This is a genomic window from Sphingobacteriaceae bacterium (assembly GCA_016715905.1).
Lineage (GTDB): Bacteria > Bacteroidota > Bacteroidia > B-17B0 > Aurantibacillaceae > Aurantibacillus.
The window spans coordinates 249,694-269,011 of the sequence record JADJXI010000005.1; the positions used below are offsets into that span (position 1 = coordinate 249,694).

General features: G+C 35.0%; 11 protein-coding genes. 4 read left to right on the forward strand and 7 right to left on the reverse strand.

Annotated features, from left to right (window positions below; genetic code table 11):
• Nucleotides 1–96: 96 nt before the first annotated feature.
• Complete coding sequence (locus IPM51_08960) at nucleotides 97–2,340, forward strand: SulP family inorganic anion transporter (GenBank protein ID MBK9284436.1); 2,244 nt, start codon at nucleotides 97–99, stop codon at nucleotides 2,338–2,340.
• Nucleotides 2,341–2,435: 95 nt separating this feature from the next.
• On the opposite strand, the gene mutS is transcribed toward IPM51_08960, so the two are convergent.
• The 3 genes from mutS to IPM51_08975 all read right to left on the reverse strand — a co-directional run bounded on the left by mutS (nucleotide 2,436) and on the right by IPM51_08975 (nucleotide 9,069).
• Nucleotides 2,436–5,066, reverse strand: coding sequence for a DNA mismatch repair protein MutS (mutS, locus tag IPM51_08965; GenBank protein ID MBK9284437.1), 2,631 nt, complete (start codon nucleotides 5,064–5,066; stop codon nucleotides 2,436–2,438).
• A 116-nt stretch (nucleotides 5,067–5,182) separates the two neighbouring features.
• Nucleotides 5,183–6,505 (reverse strand): choice-of-anchor J domain-containing protein, encoded by a 1,323-nt coding sequence (locus IPM51_08970; GenBank protein ID MBK9284438.1) that lies wholly within the window; start codon nucleotides 6,503–6,505, stop codon nucleotides 5,183–5,185.
• Nucleotides 6,506–6,522: 17 nt separating this feature from the next.
• On the reverse strand, nucleotides 6,523–9,069 hold the full coding sequence (locus tag IPM51_08975) for a hypothetical protein (protein ID MBK9284439.1): 2,547 nt from the start codon (nucleotides 9,067–9,069) through the stop codon (nucleotides 6,523–6,525).
• 249 nt (nucleotides 9,070–9,318) lie between these two features.
• On the opposite strand from IPM51_08975, the gene IPM51_08980 reads away from it, so the two are divergent.
• A complete protein-coding gene (locus IPM51_08980) occupies nucleotides 9,319–10,374 on the forward strand; it encodes an endonuclease/exonuclease/phosphatase family protein (protein MBK9284440.1) in 1,056 nt (351 codons plus the stop codon).
• Here the strand turns inward: IPM51_08980 and IPM51_08985 are convergent, their stop codons facing one another.
• The 4 genes from IPM51_08985 to IPM51_09000 form a co-directional block, all read right to left on the reverse strand.
• Entirely contained in the window at nucleotides 10,375–11,580 is a 1,206-nt protein-coding gene (locus tag IPM51_08985; GenBank protein ID MBK9284441.1) for an amidohydrolase, read from the reverse strand.
• The gene (locus IPM51_08990; GenBank protein MBK9284442.1) at nucleotides 11,580–11,942 is read right to left on the reverse strand and encodes a sulfite exporter TauE/SafE family protein; all 363 of its coding nucleotides are present in this window, start codon (nucleotides 11,940–11,942) and stop codon (nucleotides 11,580–11,582) included. The genes IPM51_08985 and IPM51_08990 overlap by 1 nt, the downstream gene beginning before the upstream one ends.
• Nucleotides 11,942–15,235, reverse strand: a complete 3,294-nt coding sequence (locus IPM51_08995; GenBank protein ID MBK9284443.1) for a PD40 domain-containing protein — start codon at nucleotides 15,233–15,235, stop codon at nucleotides 11,942–11,944. Before IPM51_08995 ends, IPM51_08990 begins: the two co-directional genes overlap by 1 nt.
• A 194-nt stretch (nucleotides 15,236–15,429) precedes the next feature.
• Nucleotides 15,430–16,608 carry a DUF2130 domain-containing protein gene (locus tag IPM51_09000; protein ID MBK9284444.1) on the reverse strand — a complete coding sequence of 393 codons (1,179 nt, stop codon included), beginning with the start codon at nucleotides 16,606–16,608 and terminating at the stop codon, nucleotides 15,430–15,432.
• Between the two features lie 95 nt (nucleotides 16,609–16,703).
• Here IPM51_09000 and IPM51_09005 point away from each other — a divergent pair, with 95 nt between their 5' ends.
• A complete protein-coding gene (locus tag IPM51_09005; GenBank protein ID MBK9284445.1) occupies nucleotides 16,704–17,210 on the forward strand; it encodes a histidine phosphatase family protein in 507 nt (168 codons plus the stop codon).
• 3 nt (nucleotides 17,211–17,213) lie between these two features.
• Complete coding sequence (ppk1, locus tag IPM51_09010; protein MBK9284446.1) at nucleotides 17,214–19,316, forward strand: polyphosphate kinase 1; 2,103 nt, start codon at nucleotides 17,214–17,216, stop codon at nucleotides 19,314–19,316.
• Nucleotides 19,317–19,318: the final 2 nt, after the last annotated feature.

Below are 19,318 nucleotides of genomic sequence, written 5' to 3' on the forward strand. Positions count from 1 at the left end.
TTACGAATGAATCTAGCCTCAATCCATCCGATTTTACAATTAATAAGGTCAATTTTAAAATAAAATTTCTCGAGCACATTTAGTATATTTAGCTAAGTGTCAAAACGTTCAACTATAGCTCTTTTTAAGTCAATTCCTACTAATTTATTTGCAGGCTTTGTAGTTTCATTGGTGGCTTTACCTCTTGGTTTGGGATTAGCAATTGCCTCTGGCGCACCACCTATTTCAGGAGTAATTTCTGCAATAGTTGGCGGAATTATTGTTTCTGTATTAGGTGGAGGAAACGTAACCATCACTGGTCCCGGCAATGGCCTGGTAGTTGCAGTTTTAGGAGCCATAACCGTTTTAGGTAATGGAAATTTACAAGAGGGTTACTTATACGCTTTAGCAGCAATTATTTTTTCTGGTGTGATAATTACTATTTTATCTTTTATTAAAATCGGAAACATTGGCAATTTTTTTTCCGCGCCGGCTTTACAAGGAATGCTTTCTGCCATAGGTATTATTATAATAAGCAAACAAGCCCATATCATGCTGGGCAACTTAGATTCTCATGGAAACACGCTGCATTTACTAGCGAAAATTCCAGAAAGTCTCGTTCGTGTTTTTACAAACGAAAATTTACGAGCTCCAGCAACCGCAGGCCTTTTGAGCTTGGCCATCATGTTTTTTTACTCAACCCTAAGAAATAAATATTTCCATTTAGTACCCGCACCTATGTGGATCGTTATAATTTCTGTTTCTTTTGCTTATTATATTCAAAGTCAACCAAACCTTGAGCATCCGCTTGAAGCTAAATACTTACTCAATATTCCAAATGATGCCCTAAGCAATTTCCCGAAACCTAATTTTTCCAAAATAACTAATTACACATTTATTTTGGCTGTGCTTTCAATTACCTTAATCGCAAGTATCGAATCTATATTAAGCATAAAAGCAATTGATAAACTAGACCCTAAAAAGCGACATTCTAGCACGGATAAAGAATTAAGAGCATTGGGTATTGCAACTATTGTTTCTGGTTTTTTAGGTGGGCTAAATGTTGTTACTGTCATTGCGAGAAGTTCTGTTAACGTGAATAATGGCGGCACTAATAAATTTGCAAATTTATTTCACGCTATTTTTTTATTACTGTTTATTTTTTTATTTCAAGAACAATTAAAACATATTCCGTATCCAGCTTTAGCTGCAATTTTGGTAGCAACAGGTTATAAATTAGCATCGCCTAATGTGTTTATTAAAATGTTTAAAATTGGGAGACCTCAATTTATTATCTTTCTTATAACACTGGTTAGTACACTCACAACGAATTTAATAAGTGGAATATTAATTGGGACTTTGGCTACACTTCTCATCCATGTGATTTTAGCAAAAAGTTTTGTTTTGTTCTTTAGATATTTATTCACGAACAATATTAGTATTCATGAGCTAGAGGGCAATAGAATTTTAATTACTGTGAAATATTATTGCTCGTTTTTAAATTTTTTCCGCTTAAAAAATGCGATTGATAAAATTGGCGACTCTAAAGAAATAATAGTTGATTTTAAACAATGTAAATTTGTGGATCATACGGTGCTTGAAAGTTTAAACATGTATGAAGATAAATTTGGCATAAATGATGTTGAATTTAAATTAATTGGAATTGAATCGAAACACACAAGCACTTCGCATCCGTTTGCTTTAAGAAGGGTGTTACAATTTGTGCCTTTCATTGACGTTGATGCAAGACAAAGTAAGCGTATTAAATTATTAGAAGAATTTACAAATGAATTGCACTGGACATTCGTACCAGAAATTAACAATGACGTTTCTTTTTTAAACCATTTTCATTATTTTCAAAGAAGACAAGCAAGTTATTATTTCAATACTTTAGCCAATGCGAATAGTAATTTGATGTTGTTTGATATTGAATATTCTGAAGGAGCCTTTATTGCACGAGAAGACGTGCACAGTACCATTGTTTACATAAAAGTTCCCTTAAGTATTCCTGCTTTTACGTTGGAGAAAAAAGATTTATTTGAACGCTTGAGTTTTTTAGCATATAGCAAAGAAATTGAAATTAATGCGCACCGAGACTTTAGTAGCAGATTTGTCTTAAGAGGTAAGAGGAGAAAACAACTAAAAAATTTATTTTCTGAAGAGTTGTTATTGTTTTTTGAATGTAATCATCCTTACCATATTGAAGCAGACGGTAAAGGTGGCGTAATTGTGATGGATAGAGAACATGCAGCTACTATTGGAGAAATAAAAACGATGACTGATTTTTGTATAAGACTTCAACAAATTATAAATGAGTATCATAGTAGTGATGAGAAAGAATTTTACAACAAAGAAAATTAACTTTCTTGAAGCTTTTTATTTCAAATAAACTTTAACCTCAATACTATTTGTTACATAAGAGGAACCAGATAAATTTCTTTTTCACGAGCATTATTTTATCCACCCACCAATTTTTTTATTTCATTCAGTTTAAATAAAGCTTCAACGGGTGTGAGTGTATTGATGTCGGTTTTTAAAATATCGGCTTTAATTTGTTCTAATACCGGATCATTCAGCTGATATAAACTCATCTGAATATTTTCCAACTCAGAATTCGTTTTTGAATTTTTACTCAGGTGCATTTCATGTTCTCCGGCGGGTTCTAATTCATGTTCTTTTTCTAATTTTTTCAAAATTTCCCCGGCACGTGCAACTACAACATTAGGCATACCTGCGAGTTTAGCCACATGTATACCAAAACTGTGTTCGCTACCACCTTCCATGAGCTTGCGTAAAAAAATTATTTTATGATTGCTTTCTTTCACCGAAACATTGTAGTTTTTTATTCTCGGAAAATAAGTTTGCATTTCATTTAATTCGTGATAATGTGTGGCAAACAAAGTACGGGCTCTCTTCTCGGGTTGATTGTGAATATATTCGGCAATACTCCAGGCAATGGAAATGCCATCGTAAGTAGAAGTTCCCCTTCCAATTTCATCTAGTAAAATCAAACTGCGTTTACTCAGGTTGTTTAAAATACTGGCCGTTTCATTCATTTCTACCATAAAAGTAGATTCACCGGAACTGATATTATCGGTTGCACCTACACGAGTGAATATTTTATCGGTAATTCCCATAGCCGCTTTTTCAGCCGGCACATAACAACCGATTTGCGCGAGTAAAACAATGAGTGCAGTTTGACGTAGGAGCGCTGATTTTCCACTCATATTCGGACCGGTAATCATCATGATTTGGCAGGAATCATTGTCCAGATAAACGGAATTACTTACATATTCAGTTCCCGCCGGTAATTGTTTTTCTATAACCGGATGTCTACCTTCGATAATATCAATAGCGAATCCTTCATTGAACTCTGGTTTGCTGTAATTATTTTCATTGGCTAATTGCGCAAAACCGCTCAATACATCGAGCTTTGCAATAAGTGCAGCATTTTTTTGAATGGAAACAATATAAGGTGTAAGCGACTCCAGTAGCTGCAAATATAAATCTTGCTCCAATTTTAAAATCTTCTCTTCTGCGCCTAATATTTTTTCTTCGTAGGTTTTTAATTCAGGTGTAATATAACGTTCGGCAGTGGTTAGTGTTTGCTTCCGCATCCAATCTGCCGGCACTTTGTCTTTGTGCGCATGAGTTACTTCTAAATAATACCCATACACGTTGTTGTATGCAATCTTAAGAGAAGAGATTCCTGTATTTTCAATTTCTCTTTTCTGAATCTGTAATAAATAATCTTTTCCGCTGAAAGAAATGTTTCTTAATTCATCCAATTCGGGATGAACTCCTTTATTAATTACATTCCCTTTTAAGGGATTGTTTGGTGCTTCCGGATGTAATTCATTTTCCAATTTAATTTTGGCTTCAGCACAAAGTTCTAATTGATTTCCGATTTTTTGAACCTGTAAATTATTGGATGTACTCGCAATGGCTTTCAATTCTGCAATAATTTCCAATGCTCTTTTCAAGTGTGCTAATTCCCGGGGATTAACGCGCAAAGCAGCGGTTTTAGAAATCAATCTTTCTAAATCACCCACTTCTTTTAACAAATCAACTAATTTTTGGCGTTCTTCTTCATTATTTTTAAAATATTCAACTACTTCTAATCTTTCATTAATCTTTTCTATATTTTTTAGGGGTAGGGCAATCCATCTTTTTAAAAGACGTGATCCCATCGGACTATTTGTTTTGTCGATTACATTTACCAAATTGTTTCCGTTTTCGTGATTTGCACCGTACAATTCTAAATTCCGAATGGTGAATTTATCCAGCCAAACATAATCATCTTCTTCAACACGACTTACTTTATTAATATGTTTTAATTTATCGTGTTTGGTTTCTCCAAGATAATGCAATAAAGCTCCGCAGGAAGTAATGGCTAATGTTTTTTCTTCAATACCAAATCCTTTTAAGGAAAGTGTTTCAAACTGATTTAATAATTTTTCCTTTCCGAAATCGAAAGTAAAGGCCCAATCTTCTAAACCGAATAAATAAAACTTCTCACCCAACAAATCATTTAATAAAACTTTTTTATTTTTTTCAAAAAGAATTTCCCCGGGTTTAAAATTCTGAATTAATTTTTCGATATAGGATATATTTCCTTCGGCTACTAAAAATTCTCCGGTTGAAACATCGCAAAGCGATAATCCGGCCATCTGTCCGTCTAAATAAAGGGAGGCCAAAAAATTATTTTGAGCATGATCCAAAATTTTATCATTGAAACTGATGCCGGGAGTTACCATTTCGGTGATTCCTCTTTTCACAATTCCCTTCACCATTTTGGGATCTTCCAACTGATCGCAAATGGCAACGCGGTATCCGGCACGTACTAATTTAGGTAAATAAGAATCGAGTGAGTGATGTGGGAAACCGGCCAATTCGATATGTGAAGCGGCACCATTTGCTCTTCGGGTTAAAACAATACCTACAATTTTTGAGGTTTTGATTGCATCTTCCCCAAAAGTCTCATAAAAATCACCAACCCTGAAGAGTAAAATAGCATCGGGATACTTCGCCTTAATGCTATTGTATTGTTTCATGAGGGGGGTTTCCTTATCTGCACTTTTCGCCATAAGTGATGAAGTTACAAAGCTCTCTTTAGTCTTAAAAATCTACTTTTAAACAAGTACGATTTTTTGTGAATAAAAAAACCCGGTGATTAACCGGGTTTAGAATTAGAAACTGAGTTTTATTGAACAATTACATCGTCTACATAAATATCGGAATTATAGGTTGTGCTGCCGGTATATTTGAAAGCTACGAAGAAATTTCCGGAGTAACCGTTTAGAATGCTGGTGTTGCTAAGGGTTAAAACACCGGAATTAGTGGTGGCATTCGGGTAAAAGCTACCCGTACCTGCGGCATAAACGGCTCCAACAACCGGAGTCCAATTTGCTGTATTGGCATTGTTTCCAGTAAAATCAGTTGAAACTAAAGCCGTAATAGCATTCGGATGGCCACTATCCCAAAAGCCAAATGCTGTTTTAAAGGACAAAGTCATTGTTGGCGTATAAATAATTGGTGGAGAAATAAAATACATTTCGTTATTGGCATCGCCGCTATTAAAGGCGGAAGCTTTCATGGCTTTAAGTGCACCGTTAATGTTGGTTTTCCAAAGTGCATTTCCAATGCTGGCGTAATTCATCCAGCCATTCGTAGTGAAAGTGGAGTTTGAAGAACCTATGCTCGAAAAATTTTCATTCAATGAAGCTACCGGTGGGGCCAGGGTAAATGAAGGGGGGGGACAACCGGCCGCATTCATTTGTATTTCCTGATAATCACGAATGGTTAATTGCATAGTTGAATTGTATTGAGTAACGATGGCCACCATATACCCTGAGCCGGATGGAATTGGTTTGGCAGCGAAATTGGCATAACCACTAGTTCTTACTGTTACGGAATTTGTACCGCCACAAACTTTTAAAGTTCTGTTTAGTGATGCTTTACCAATTGCATCGGCAAAGGGCATTCCTTTTTCTACAAATTCAGCATTATCTATTCTTACTAATTGAGATTGTAAACTATTGGAGTTTGAGGGAACGCTTCCTGCTAATATTTCGGTAATAGTTACAACTTTTGGAGTTACAATATTGCCGGATGATTGTTTTACTACAGATTTGCCTATATCAACGGAATCAATATAAATCATGTTATTTGCGTTTACTAAATAAAGTCCGTTTAGATTAATTCGAATTTTATCTCCTACCGCAAAACCACCTGTAAATTGCATATTGAGTTGAATCGCACCTCCGTTATCGTCCATGATAAAAGTTTGCTTATAAATATTTCCACTGGTTTCGTCGGCTAAAACCGTGCCATATAAATTAGTATCGCCCATTCCGAATTTATAAAATGTGGAAGATGCTGGAACACGAGCCTTGAGTTGGGCCACGGTTAACTGAGCTGAAGCGTTAACGTTTTTTAGAGGAGGGTGGTCGTATTCTTTTTTACAAAACGTAAATAGCACTATTCCCGTAAGAATTAGAGTTGGATATAAAATATATTTTTTCATTGCTGTTATTTTTTATTTTAAAATGAGAAGTTAACAATAACCATATAGGTAATACCGGTCATATAATAATATTTATTTGGAAATTGATCTAATATGGTGGTATCCCAACGCAATTGTTCGTAGCCACCGGTGATGATATTTTTGTTATTTAATAAGTTATTTATACTGCCATTAAAGCGCAAATAATATTTTTTGCTGATACGGAAAGATTTTCCGGCATTTAAATTTACCGTATAATAGCTTGGTAATTGTTCTTGTCCGATAACTAAATCGGCTTGTTCTAACTCATTGGTTTGAAATTTTCCGCCGGATTCAGCTGTTCTTTTGTCGGGATTTGGTTCAATATATATCTCATCAATAAAATTAAAATTAATACCGGCGAACCAGAATTTTTTACCGTTGTAACTGTAACCAACCCCGGTAACCATTTGCGGAGCACCGCCAATTTTATAATTTTTTAAGTAAGTTGTGCGTTCTTTAAAAATTTCAGTGGCATTGTTATCCTGCCAGGCTTGTAAAACGGGGCGACTATTGTATAAAAACTGTCCATAACCAAACGCTGCTTGTAATCGATGTGCGGTAAATAAAGTTTTTTCTACGCCAATTTCAATGCCCTGATGTTTTTGATCCACATCCGTCATAATTAAATTTACGTTGTTGTTATAACTATCGTGCCAATACGTTCTTACCCAGGTTTGATTATTGATGGATGTGGAATAAGCAGTAAATCTGAATTTAAAGTTTGGATATTTAATAAGGTAATTAAAATCAGAACTTATAACTTCTTCTTGTGTAATACCTTTAACCAAATCATTTCTTACTCTTGGTGAAATAAAAATATTAGCAGCTTCAGGGGCACGTGTTAGGAAGGAAGCATTAACCGTTAAAAAGTGACGGCCGCTTACTTTATAAGTTAAACCTCCTTTTACGCCAACGTTGTTAAAATCCATCACATCACTTTTTCCTTTGCTGGTGGTTGGGAATTTTCCGTTGGCCATAAAACCTTCCCTCCAAATTTGAGATTTAGTGAATGAGAAACCTAAATAGGCATCCACATTTTTCATGGTATATTCTCCCTGTGCCCAAATTTCTCCTTTATTTATATTGGTGGAGTAATCATATCCGTATTTCTCACCTTGTCGAATTTTTCGGTTTGGATTATCAATATCATTTTGAATAACATTAGGGTCAACTCCCAAATTCTCCGCAAACTGATCAACATCCAACCAAAAACTGGCGCCCAACAAATCTTCAGCCGTTTTGTATCTTCTGTTTCTGTAAATATTTCCATTAGCGCCTACACTTAAAAAAATATTTCCCATCCATTCATTATATACCACATTAAAACCGGCATTTTTTAATTTCTCTTCTCTATTCTCTAATATGTAGCGGGCTCTGGTTTCTGTAGTATTTATAACGCCGGGTTCAGAATATAAATTGGCTTTATTCAATGCAATTAAATTATCCCAGTTTATTTGCTGTATACCATCAATATTATTTTCCCATTTATAGGTTAAGGCATCACCGGTTGCATTATCGCCGGTTAAATAATAAAAACTTGGCAAATATCTATAGTATGTAGCTCTTGGATTTTGCGCATCGTTAAAGTTTAATCCTGTTAAACCGGATTTACCGAAATTATAAAATAAGGAAGTGGTCATGCGCGCTGTGCTCGATATTTTATTGATGTGTGACAACATGAGCATGGGTCGGTTTACTTTTTTAACAGAAGCATTGCGCACTTTTCCGTTTTGATATCCCCAGGAATCATTATAATAATTAGTTCCGGTTAAACGATAAGCTTCTAATTGCGCTGCGCTGGAACGTCCTTGCTCAATTGGCGCACCAAATCCGGTAAAGCTGATTAGGTGTTTATCGTTTATGTTTTTATCTACCGATAAATAAAAAGCGCTTGCATTAAAATAGGTGCCCGGAATATAAACTTGATTTCCGTAACGGGAAGATGCACTGGCTGTAACAGCCCATCCATTTTGCATCATGCCGGTTGAGTGCGTGAGCATTACCCGATGCCCATATATTCTATTAGAATTGGCATAAGATACTCTGGTTCCCTTCCGAAATGAAGAAGCCTTGGACTCAATATTAATGTAGCCTCCTGCGCCTGAAAATCCTAATCGATTACTAAAATTTCCGAATCTGGTTTCTACATATCGAGTAACATCATTTAAGCCGCCCCAATTGCTCCATGAACTGAATCCGGTTTCTACATTGTTTACATTTACTCCGTTAATCATGACCTGTTGATTTTCGGCCATATATCCTCTGGTTCTGTAACGTGAAGCGCCAAACTGAAAACTGGCAAATTGTAAAAAAACATCTCTGCTCGAAGAAAGTAAAGACGATACATCCTGTTGTTCTAAATCAGCATCTACATCGCCACCTGAAGTGCTAAATATAGGTATGTTGAATTTTGTAGAATTGCTGTCATTTTGCAAGTCGTGGATATGCGTAGAGTCAATTCCGCTTTTTACAGGTTCTTCCTGTGCAATAGTAGTTATGGAAAATAACACCAAAACAGCTATTAATAATTTATGTGATTTCATTGTTGACTTTCAGTTTAATTAGCGAGCGGCTTCGGAAAAAATAATTGAGAACCAATTTATCTTTCTTCAAGGGTTTTCACTCCAAGGTCAATTTGCGAATCAAATATAGGACTTTAGGATACTGGGGTTGTTAACTAAATATTAACAAAAAATAATATTATTACAATTTAAATTGATGTAGAATTTGCTTTGTATTGAACTCGAATTAAGCATGTGTATTTTTAATTTATTACTTTTGGCGTTATGCAAATGAACAAATTAAGCTTAATTTTTTCTCTTTTACTTTTAATTGCTATTCCTACCGAAGCACAGAAATTAGATAAAAGTAAAAAGTACTATATAGCCAATATTGGTTTTTGGAACGTGGAAAATTTATACGACACCTTAAATGACCAATGGAAAAATGATGAGGAATTTACTCCGGTTGGAACGAATGCGTGGAATGGAAAAAGATACTGGACTAAAATTGATCGCTTGGCAGAAGTGATTGCCATGATGGGAACCGATGCGTCGCCCGACGGATTAGCCATTTTAGGGTTGTGTGAAATTGAAAATAAAAGCGTAGTTGAAGATTTAGTAAAATCAAAAAGAATAGCATCCCGCAATTATCAGATCGTTCATATTGAAGGACCGGATGCTCGGGGTGTTGATCCTTCTTTTATTTATAATCCTAATTATTTTAAAGTAATCAAAGCTGTATCGTATCATGTTAAAGTGGTTACAGATACAGCCCATAAAACCAGAGATATATTAGTGGTTAGTGGTTCTTTTGTTGGGGAGCCTCTAACTGTTTTAGTAAATCACTGGCCATCCAGAAGAGGAGGGGAACAGGGTAGTCGACCAAACAGAAACGAGGCCGCTCGAGTGTCGAGGCATATTGCGGATAGCATTACAGCTTTGAATCCAAAAAACAAAGTAATTATTATGGGTGATTTAAACGATGATCCAAATAATATGAGTGTGAAAGAAGTGGTAAAAACATATGGTGATTTAAAAAAGCGAGATTCCAATAAATATTTTAATCCGATGGAAACTCCATTTAAAGAAGGAATAGGAAGTTTGGCTTGGGGAGATAGTTGGAATTTATTTGATCAAACTTTATTGAGTGACGCTTGGGTTTCTGGTAATTATGAATCTTGGCAATATTACAAAGTGAGAATATTTAATAAATCATTTTTAAAGAGCGATTACGGAAATTTTAAAGGATATCCGAACAGAACGTACGCGGGTGGATCGTATATCGGCGGATACAGTGATCACTTTCCGGTTTACATCACTATTGCAAAGGAAAATACGGGGAAATAATTATTTATTCATTTCCTGGAAAGCCAGATTAGCGAGTAATCCTGTTCCACATTCCAAAGCACTTTCATCTATATCAAAGGTGGCGGTGTGTACGCCTGAATTAATTCCTTTTTTTTGATTTCCGGTTCCTAAGCGGAAAAAACAGCTGGAAACTTTTTGGGTGATAAAAGCAAAATCTTCGGCAGTCATTCTTAAGGGAAGTTCTTCTACATTATTTTTACCTAAATAATCAATGGCGTTAGTCATGCAATCTTCTGTGAAATTTTCATCATTCACCAAAAAGGGATAACCTTTTTCAATTTTTATTTCTGAAGTAATGCCGTATAATTCTGATTTATCCTGCACTATTTTTTTTAATCGGTTGTGTATTTCATTTCTCCACTCTTCATTCATGGTTCGCATGGTGCCGGCAATTTTCACTTCATTAGGAATAATATTGGTTGCTCCTTGTCCTTCAATTTTTCCGAAAGCCACTACGGTTGGAATATTTTCACCGGGAGTTCCTTTTAGGCTGTGTGCGTGCATAAACGCAATATTAATTTCCAGTAAAAGTTCGGAAGCGATTAATAAAGGATTTACATATTCATTGACCATGGCCGCATGTCCGCCTTTTCCGTTTACGGTAATGTAAAGTTCATCGGTTGAGGCCATATACATTCCTTTTCTGAATCCAACTTTTCCGGCTTCCATACTTGGATAAACATGCAAGGCAATGGCCTTATCTACTTTTGGATTTTCTAAAAGACCTTCTTCAATCATTAACTTTGCCCCACCGGGCAATACTTCTTCTCCGGGTTGAAAAACTATTTTTATTGTACCCTCAAATTCATCTTTTAATTGATTTAAAATTATAGCGGCACCCAAAACACAACTGCTATGTACATCGTGTCCGCAAGCATGCATCACTCCGTCAATTGTAGAACAATAACTTACTTTATTTTTTTCCTGAATAGGAAGTGCATCCATGTCTCCTCGAAGCAATATGGTTTTTTTATCCGGATTTTTCCCTTTTATTATTGCTATGATTCCGGTTTTAACATGTCCGGTAGTAAAAGGAATGCCGGCTTCTGTTAAATGTTTTTGAATAAATTCAGAAGTTTTAAATTCTTGAAAAGAAAGTTCGGGGTGGGCATGTATATGTCTGCGTATCTCCAGAATTTTCGGAAATAAAGATTTAGCTAATTCTTTTATTTTGTTTTTACTCATTATTTATTCATCAACATTTTTATACCAACTACCACCAACATGGCTCCGAAAATTTGTTTTACGATTTTGGTGTCAATACCAATTACCAATTTACTTCCTAAATAACTGCCCAATACAAAGGTTAAGCCAATAATAAGGGCATTTTTATAATCCACATAACCGCCTTTGTAATAATTATAAACGCCTAAAATGCCAATGGGAAATAAAAACATGAACAAGGTTGTGCCTTGTGCCATCTTCTGATCCATATTTAAAAAGTAAACCAATACCGGCACGATAATGATTCCCCCGCCTATGCCAACTAAGCCACTAAAAAAACCGGCAATTAATCCAACGATAAGAAGTATTACGAGTTCATTCATTAGAAATCGGTGGCCAGTGAAAAATTAACTATTCTTTTTTGAACCTGAAAGGCATCAACTCCCCATCCAAAATCTAAACGACAGAAATAACCTAATAATCTTGATCGAATACCAAATCCATAACCGCCTACTAATGGATTCTTTGGATCCACTACCGTAATTATAACGCCCGTACCTTCCTGGTAATACGATTTTACATTTCGTACATTGTCATCACTTAGTGGATTAGTGCCGTACCAGGCCATTCCTAAATCTCCAAAAAGACAAACCTGAAAATTGTTTAAGAAATCAGATCTTAGATTTCTATTAGTGAAATATCGAATGATAGGTATTCTTAATTCAGAGTTGTAAACTAAGAAGTTATTTCCATTACGGATGTTTTGATTAAATCCACGCATATTTGTGGCTAAAGTTTGAAATCCGTATTGCTCAGGCTTCACAATATTAATGTTGTTATTGAAATTTGGATTCAACCAATTATCTACTCCGCCTAAATAAAATATTAAACGATCGGTTCCTAAGGAGTTACCTCCGGCAAATCGGTTACAGAATGTGATTTGGCGGTGTACTTTTTGATAATGCCTGATATCAAATCCGGAAGTAAATAAATTTCTTCGGGTGGTGTCATAAAACCCCCAATATTCGGTCCATACTTTTAAACGCCAGCCGTTAAAAATATTCAACATCACTTTTCGGGTGTTATCAAAAATATATTCTAAACGCACACCGGCCATATTCTGAAAAACAGGTTTAACGGGCAAAGTTAAATCACCGTTGGATAAAAAGTTTGCCTTATCGTTTCTATACATGATAGAAAGTCGCGTGGCTGAAACGGGATTAAAAGGGTATTTAACCGAATATTTTACAATATGGGTATTAATTTTAGCAAAAATATTTTCTGCAAAATCAGTAAGCACCGGAACTCTGGCAAAGGTTTGACGGTCTACTAATATTTGATGGTCGAATAATTTTTTTCTTTGTTCCCAGCTTAGCATAAACTCGTTATCCAGGGATGGGTTTATTCTGAATCCGCCTGTGATTCGCTGGTCTTCAAATAAATCACTGATACCAATTTTAGTCAGAAAGTTAAAGCCCGGATTTAAATAAACGGGAGAACCCCCTCCGGCAAAAAACTGATAATTATTTGCAAGAAAGGAATTATCGAATTGGGTAACTACATAATCACTGTAAAATGACGTATAATAGTTTTTTTGAATGGGAAATCGGAATGCATTGCTGCCGTGCTTTTTTCTTAACGAATCGGCATTTGATATATTATCTGAACCGTTATTCTCATTTTTATTTTTAGCATTCGGGGCATTTTCTCCTGCAAAAGTGTAATTGTCAAAATCTATTCCATTGTTATTTTTACCGGTTTCATTTTTTTCCGGAGTCCGCACTTCTGAAGGTTTTAATTCAATGTAATCCTGAGGGTCCATGATAATAGGCCGCGGAGCGTATTTGTACCAGGTATTTACGGGTTCTTTTTGATTAACTGCGGTGAGTTCGGGTAGTGTACTCAGAAGAAGCATGTCTTTTCCTTTGGAAGTTATAGCCTCAGTTACATGAGTTCCTTTGGTGTTGATTTGCTGATCTAAAATGTTTCTGTCGAAATTAGTAACCGGCTTTGAATTGAAAAAATAACGATAGTGTTCTGTGGTGTCTACATAAGCTATACTGCTGTCAAATTCAGCAATGTATCGGTTATATATTCCGTTTTTATCACCTAAATAAGTAACCGAGTTGTTCTTGTAAATTTGTGCTTTGGTTTCATTGGTCTCAGGGGTATTGGTTACTCTCACTAATACTTTGGAAGTGAAAGGATATTTAGCCATAAACAAATCTTTGTTTCTTTTTATTTTGACAAAATAATTAGCGTCGTCTTTTGCATTTATAGTGTCGTTTTGTCTGTTACTTTCAAAAACCAAATATTTATTTCCCTTTACAAAAACCGGATGATTATCATCCCAAATATCATTGGTTAGTTGTTCAATTCCGCTGCTGTTTAATGAAAATACAAAAATATCAGATTGTCCTTTCCCTTTTTTAATTCCGCTTAATGCTAATTTTTTCCCATCGGGGCTAAAAGAAAAACTGTTTATTTTTTCAAAGCCGGGTAAGTTTCTTTTTACTACTTCTTTTGTTTCTGTATCATAAGTGTGCAAAATGAGTTGATTTCTTCTTTCATACACCATGGCTACAATTTTGTTGTTGGGGTGCCATTCCAACAAGGGGTAATTGTAATCGTCCAACTGTTCAACTTTTGGACCGTATTTTAAAATACGTTTTTGCTTTTTACCTTCAACATCTTTTAAGTACACTCGAAGTTGATTAAGTTCATTGGTTGCATAAACTATTTGAGTGGCATCACCATTTACTCTGGGTTGGTAATAATGTTTGCTTTCTTTATATTTTTTAATGATGCTGTTGTTTCTGATCGGAGATCTTCGGGTAGAATCTTTAAACATAAATAGATGTCTGTTTTGCGCATCAATTAAATCATATACCAAATTGCTTTGTGAAGTACCCAATACCCAGGTAAAACCATGATCGGGGGAACGATAAATTTTGGTCATGTATAACAGAGAAGGTATTTGTGATTCTCCGTAAGTATCCACAATGAAATACCAAAGCGCGTGTCCTGCATTGGCCGCTTGCTTACCGGTTAATTTATTAAAATTGCTGAAATGATTATTTTTAAGTGCGTCATAAAGTAAGTTATCACTATAAGAAGTCCATCCTTCTGATAACCACTTTACGAGTCCGGCGGTGAACCATTCGGGTAAATTGAGTAGGGTAGAATTTCGGATCATATCGCGCGTATTTCCTGAATAAAGCACCTGGTTTACCATCAATTCGGCTAATGCGGCACAAACTTGTCTGTCTAAATCAGACTGCGAACCGTTATAAAATACGCTAACTTTATCGCCAATTATTCGGGTAACGCCACCGGTGTTACTTTGCTCTTCGCTGCTCAATCCTAAATTACTTTGTTTAAAATCCTCTTGATTATTATAAACGATGATATTTATTTTATCATCAACTTGATGATCCAGACGTTTCTCTAAAATAGGAATTTGTCGGTTTGCGGATACGGAAACATATTTCGCAATTTCATTCCCTCCCTGGTAAAAATACACACGGTATCTTTCAAAGTCGTAATACGTCCAAACAAATTTTTGAAGCTGAATTCTGTTTTTGCCAAAATCCATTTGATGGCCGTAATTAAACTGAGCATTTAAAATAAGTTTAAACCCCAATAATAATATAAGTAATAGGCTCTTCCTGCTCATAATTTGCGACTTTTAAAGGTAGTGAATTTTAACGCTTAAATGGCTAAAATTTGTGATTTTTTAAGCGTGTTCTAGGTGCTAAAACGTTTATGAATACCCCAATATAAACACAGAAACCAATAAAGATTTAATCTTGAATAGCTGAGCGCTCAAGCTAAAGGCAAAAAACAAAGGATAATTGAGCAATTGTACTCTTAATCCAACAATTTTAAGTCATCAATGGCGTTTCCGGCAATGCCCTTCACAGATCCATAAAACTGAGTGGTGTTACTTAAAACCTTATCTAATTGTTTTTCCCTTTCCTTCCAAATTTTTTCCATTTGTAGCTTTTCGCGGGTGATACTGTCCTTCATGGCTAAAAAACCTTCTACAATAGCTTCAATATTCTGCCTGAATTCCAGTCCGGTTAAATAATTGTAAAGCAAACTCATTTTATCGCTTTTATTTTCCTGAGTTACCATGGCGCTATGAATTTTTATTAAACTTTCCCTTAACACAAAGCTTAGCGCCCGTGCTTCAGCAAATCTGCAAATCCAAACTCCGTCTTTAAATCCAAAATGATTCATGTCTTTAGGTAAAACTTCGCTTACAATTACGGCAATATCTGCCTGTTGGGCACGCATGTCGTTTTTTAATTTTTCAATCCACTCAGCAGCAAAGTTTTTGGTTCTTTTACTTTCGTAAATTATTTTACCACAGGTTTTTCCGGCACTGTTTTTCACAAATAATGTACAATCTGCTCCTTTAATTCCTTTGGCTACTTCTTCAATTTCATCTTGCGGAAAACTTTCACGTAATAAATCTTCTAAAGCTAATTCCTGTACTTCACCTTGCAATTGCATGCTGCCTTGCTCAGATTTTTTCTTCATTTCCTCAATCAGCTTCTTCTGATCTTCCAATTGTTTCTCATATTCCCTTAATTTCAAAGAATTTTTCTCCTGCTCTTGTTTTTGAATTTGTTCAGATATGACAAGGCGTTGCGCATTAATTTGTTTCTGCATTTCAAGTTCAAATTCCTGCTCTTTGGTTTTTAATTCCTGTTCTTTTTTAAGAAATTCAAGTTCTTTGGCTCTCGATAATTTTAATTTATTTTCAAATTCCTGATTAGTTTCCTGTAAAATCTTGAGTTTATTTTCAAAATCAGAATTAAGTGTTTTTCGGATGTTTTCTTCCAAAAAATCCTTTTGTTTTTTTAAAGAATCTTTCAATTGATTTTGCAATTCCTTTTCCTTCTTTTTGAATTCCTCATCTTTTTTCAGTTTCCAATCTGCCGCCTCTTTTTTTAGTTTATCCTGAATAGCGGCTTTCATAGATTCCGCCACTTCAAAATCATTACCGCATTTGGGGCATTTAACTGTTGAATTATTGCTCATAACCTCCCTTAAATTATGGTGAATTTATGGTTTTTATTTTTTTTATTTGACTGCATTTTTCAATTGTTTAAAAACAAGTGTAAAATTTTAATTGAATGAAAGAATTAATTTTAGTCAGGCATGCAAAAAGTGAATGGGGAACTGACAACCTAAAAGACATAGATAGACCTCTAAATGCCCGGGGTTATGCCGATGCTTATAGAATGAGCAAGTGGTTTAAAATGGAAAAGTTACCGCCGGATTTAATAGTGGCTAGTTATGCCACCCGAACTTTGAGTACGGCTTTTATATTTGCCCGTGAATTTGAATACGCCAGCGAAAAACTGAGTATTACAGAATCTTTTTATGAGGCTAAAGCACAAAAAATATTAAGTTTTATAGGCAAGCTGAACAAAGATATTGAAAGGCCTATGCTGTTTATGCATAATCCGGGAATAACCGAATTAGTGAACAGTTTAAACGAAGATGTTTTTATGGATAATGTTCCTACCTGCGGTATTGTAAGTATCCAGTTCAGTATTAAAAATTGGTCGGATATAAATAATGCTAAGGGTCAACTCAATTATTTTCATTTTCCAAAGGACTTTAAAGAAAACGCGTAAATTATGAGCATTAAAAAAAATATGCCTTATATCAATCGCGAAATCAGTTGGCTTTCGTTTAATGAGCGTGTTTTGCAAGAAGCAGCCGACAAATCGGTTCCTTTAATTGAGCGATTAAAATTTCTGGGAATTTTCAGTAATAACCGAGATGAGTTTTACAGAGTACGAGTTGCCACAGTTAAACGTTTGAGTAAATTGGGAAAAAAAGCATTGGCTTTTTATGATGAAGATCCTGCTGAGTTGTTAAGTCGACTACAGCGTAAAGTAATTCAACAGCAAATCACCTTTGAAGAAATTTATAGTGAGTTGAAGTCAGAGTTGGCTGAAAATGATGTATTCATCATTAATGAAAAGGAACTAAAACAAAATCAGCAAGAGTTTGTCCGTAATTATTTTAATCAGGTTGTAAGTTCTACTTTGTTTCCTGTAATGATTGATGATCAGAAGGAGTTTCCGTACATGAAGGATAAAGCCAGTTACATGTATTTAAAGTTGGAATCCATTTTGAATAAACAAAAGAATAAATATGCGTTAATTGAAATTCCTTCTAAAATCATCAGTCGCTTTGTTCGATTACCGGATCAAGGAAATAAAAAATACATCATTTTGCTGGATGATGTGATTCGCTTTAATACCGATCAGATTTTTGATGTTTTCGGTTATAGAACGGTTGAGGCATACAACATAAAACTAACTAGAGATGCCGAATTGGATATCGATAGTGATTTGAGTAAAAGTATCCTCGAAAAGATTTCAAAGAGTTTAAAAGCCCGTAAAAAAGGTTTGCCGGTACGTTTTGTTTATGATGCTGCAATGAGTTCGGAGATGTTGCGTTACATTATGAAAAAATTAGGTATGGCTACAAAGGACAATGCCATTCCCGGGGGGCGTTATCATAATTTTAAGGACTTCATTAATTTTCCGAATCTGGGTGATAATAAATTAATTTATAAACATCCTCCCGAATTAATGCATAAATATTTAGCTAATAATCCATTTACTACTTTAAAAGTTATTAAAGAAAGAGATTTGTTATTGCATTATCCTTATCACACCTATAACCATATCATAAATTTATTACGTGAAGCCTCCATTGATCCCATTGTAGAAAGTATAAAAATTACCTTGTATCGGGTTGCAGACTCTTCTAAAATAGCAAACGCTTTAATCAATGCGGTAAAAAACGGAAAGCAAGTAACCGTGTTAGTTGAATTGCAAGCTCGCTTTGATGAGGAACATAATATTTATTGGGCCAATAAGCTAAAAGAAGAAGGAGCCAAAGTAATTTACGGAGTTCCAGGATTAAAAGTGCATTCTAAATGTATTTTGATTTCAACATTAGAAAAAGGCAGAACTTTTAAGTATGCGCATATAGGTACAGGAAATTTTAATGAAAAAACGGCAAAGGTATATACCGACTTTTCTTTATTAACTGCAGACAAACTGATAACCGACGATTTAGAGAAAGTTTTTGAATTTTACGAAAATAATTTTAAAATCTATGAGTTCAAACAGTTATTGGTTGCACCTTTTTTTATGCGAACCGAATTAATTAAGCTGATTGAAAATGAAATTAAAGCAGCCAAAGCGAAAAAACCTTCCGGTATTTTTTTAAAATTAAACAGTTTGGTAGATAGGCAGATGATTAGTATGCTTTATGAGGCCAACAAAGCAGGCGTACCTGTTACTTTAATTATTCGAGGCGCTTGTTCTTTAGTAACAGAACTTCCGGGCTGGAGTGATGGAATAAAAGCGTATAGCATTGTAGACAAATACTTAGAACATACTCGCGTTTTTATTTTTCATAATCGGGGTGATGAAAAAATATTCATTTCATCGGCAGACTGGATGAGTAGAAATTTGGATAGTAGAAGTGAAGTAGCTGTTCCTATTCGCGACCCATTGATCCGCAAACAAATAAAAGATATTGTGAATATCCAATTAAGCGGAAATACGAAAGTGAGATTAATAGATAAGAAGCAAGAAAATATTTACAAAAAAACAAAACGAGGGGAGAAACGAATACGGGTGCAGGATGAAATATATGAGTACTTAAAACGAGATAGTGCCGAGTTTTTGAACGTTAAACAAAAAAAAAAGATTTAAAA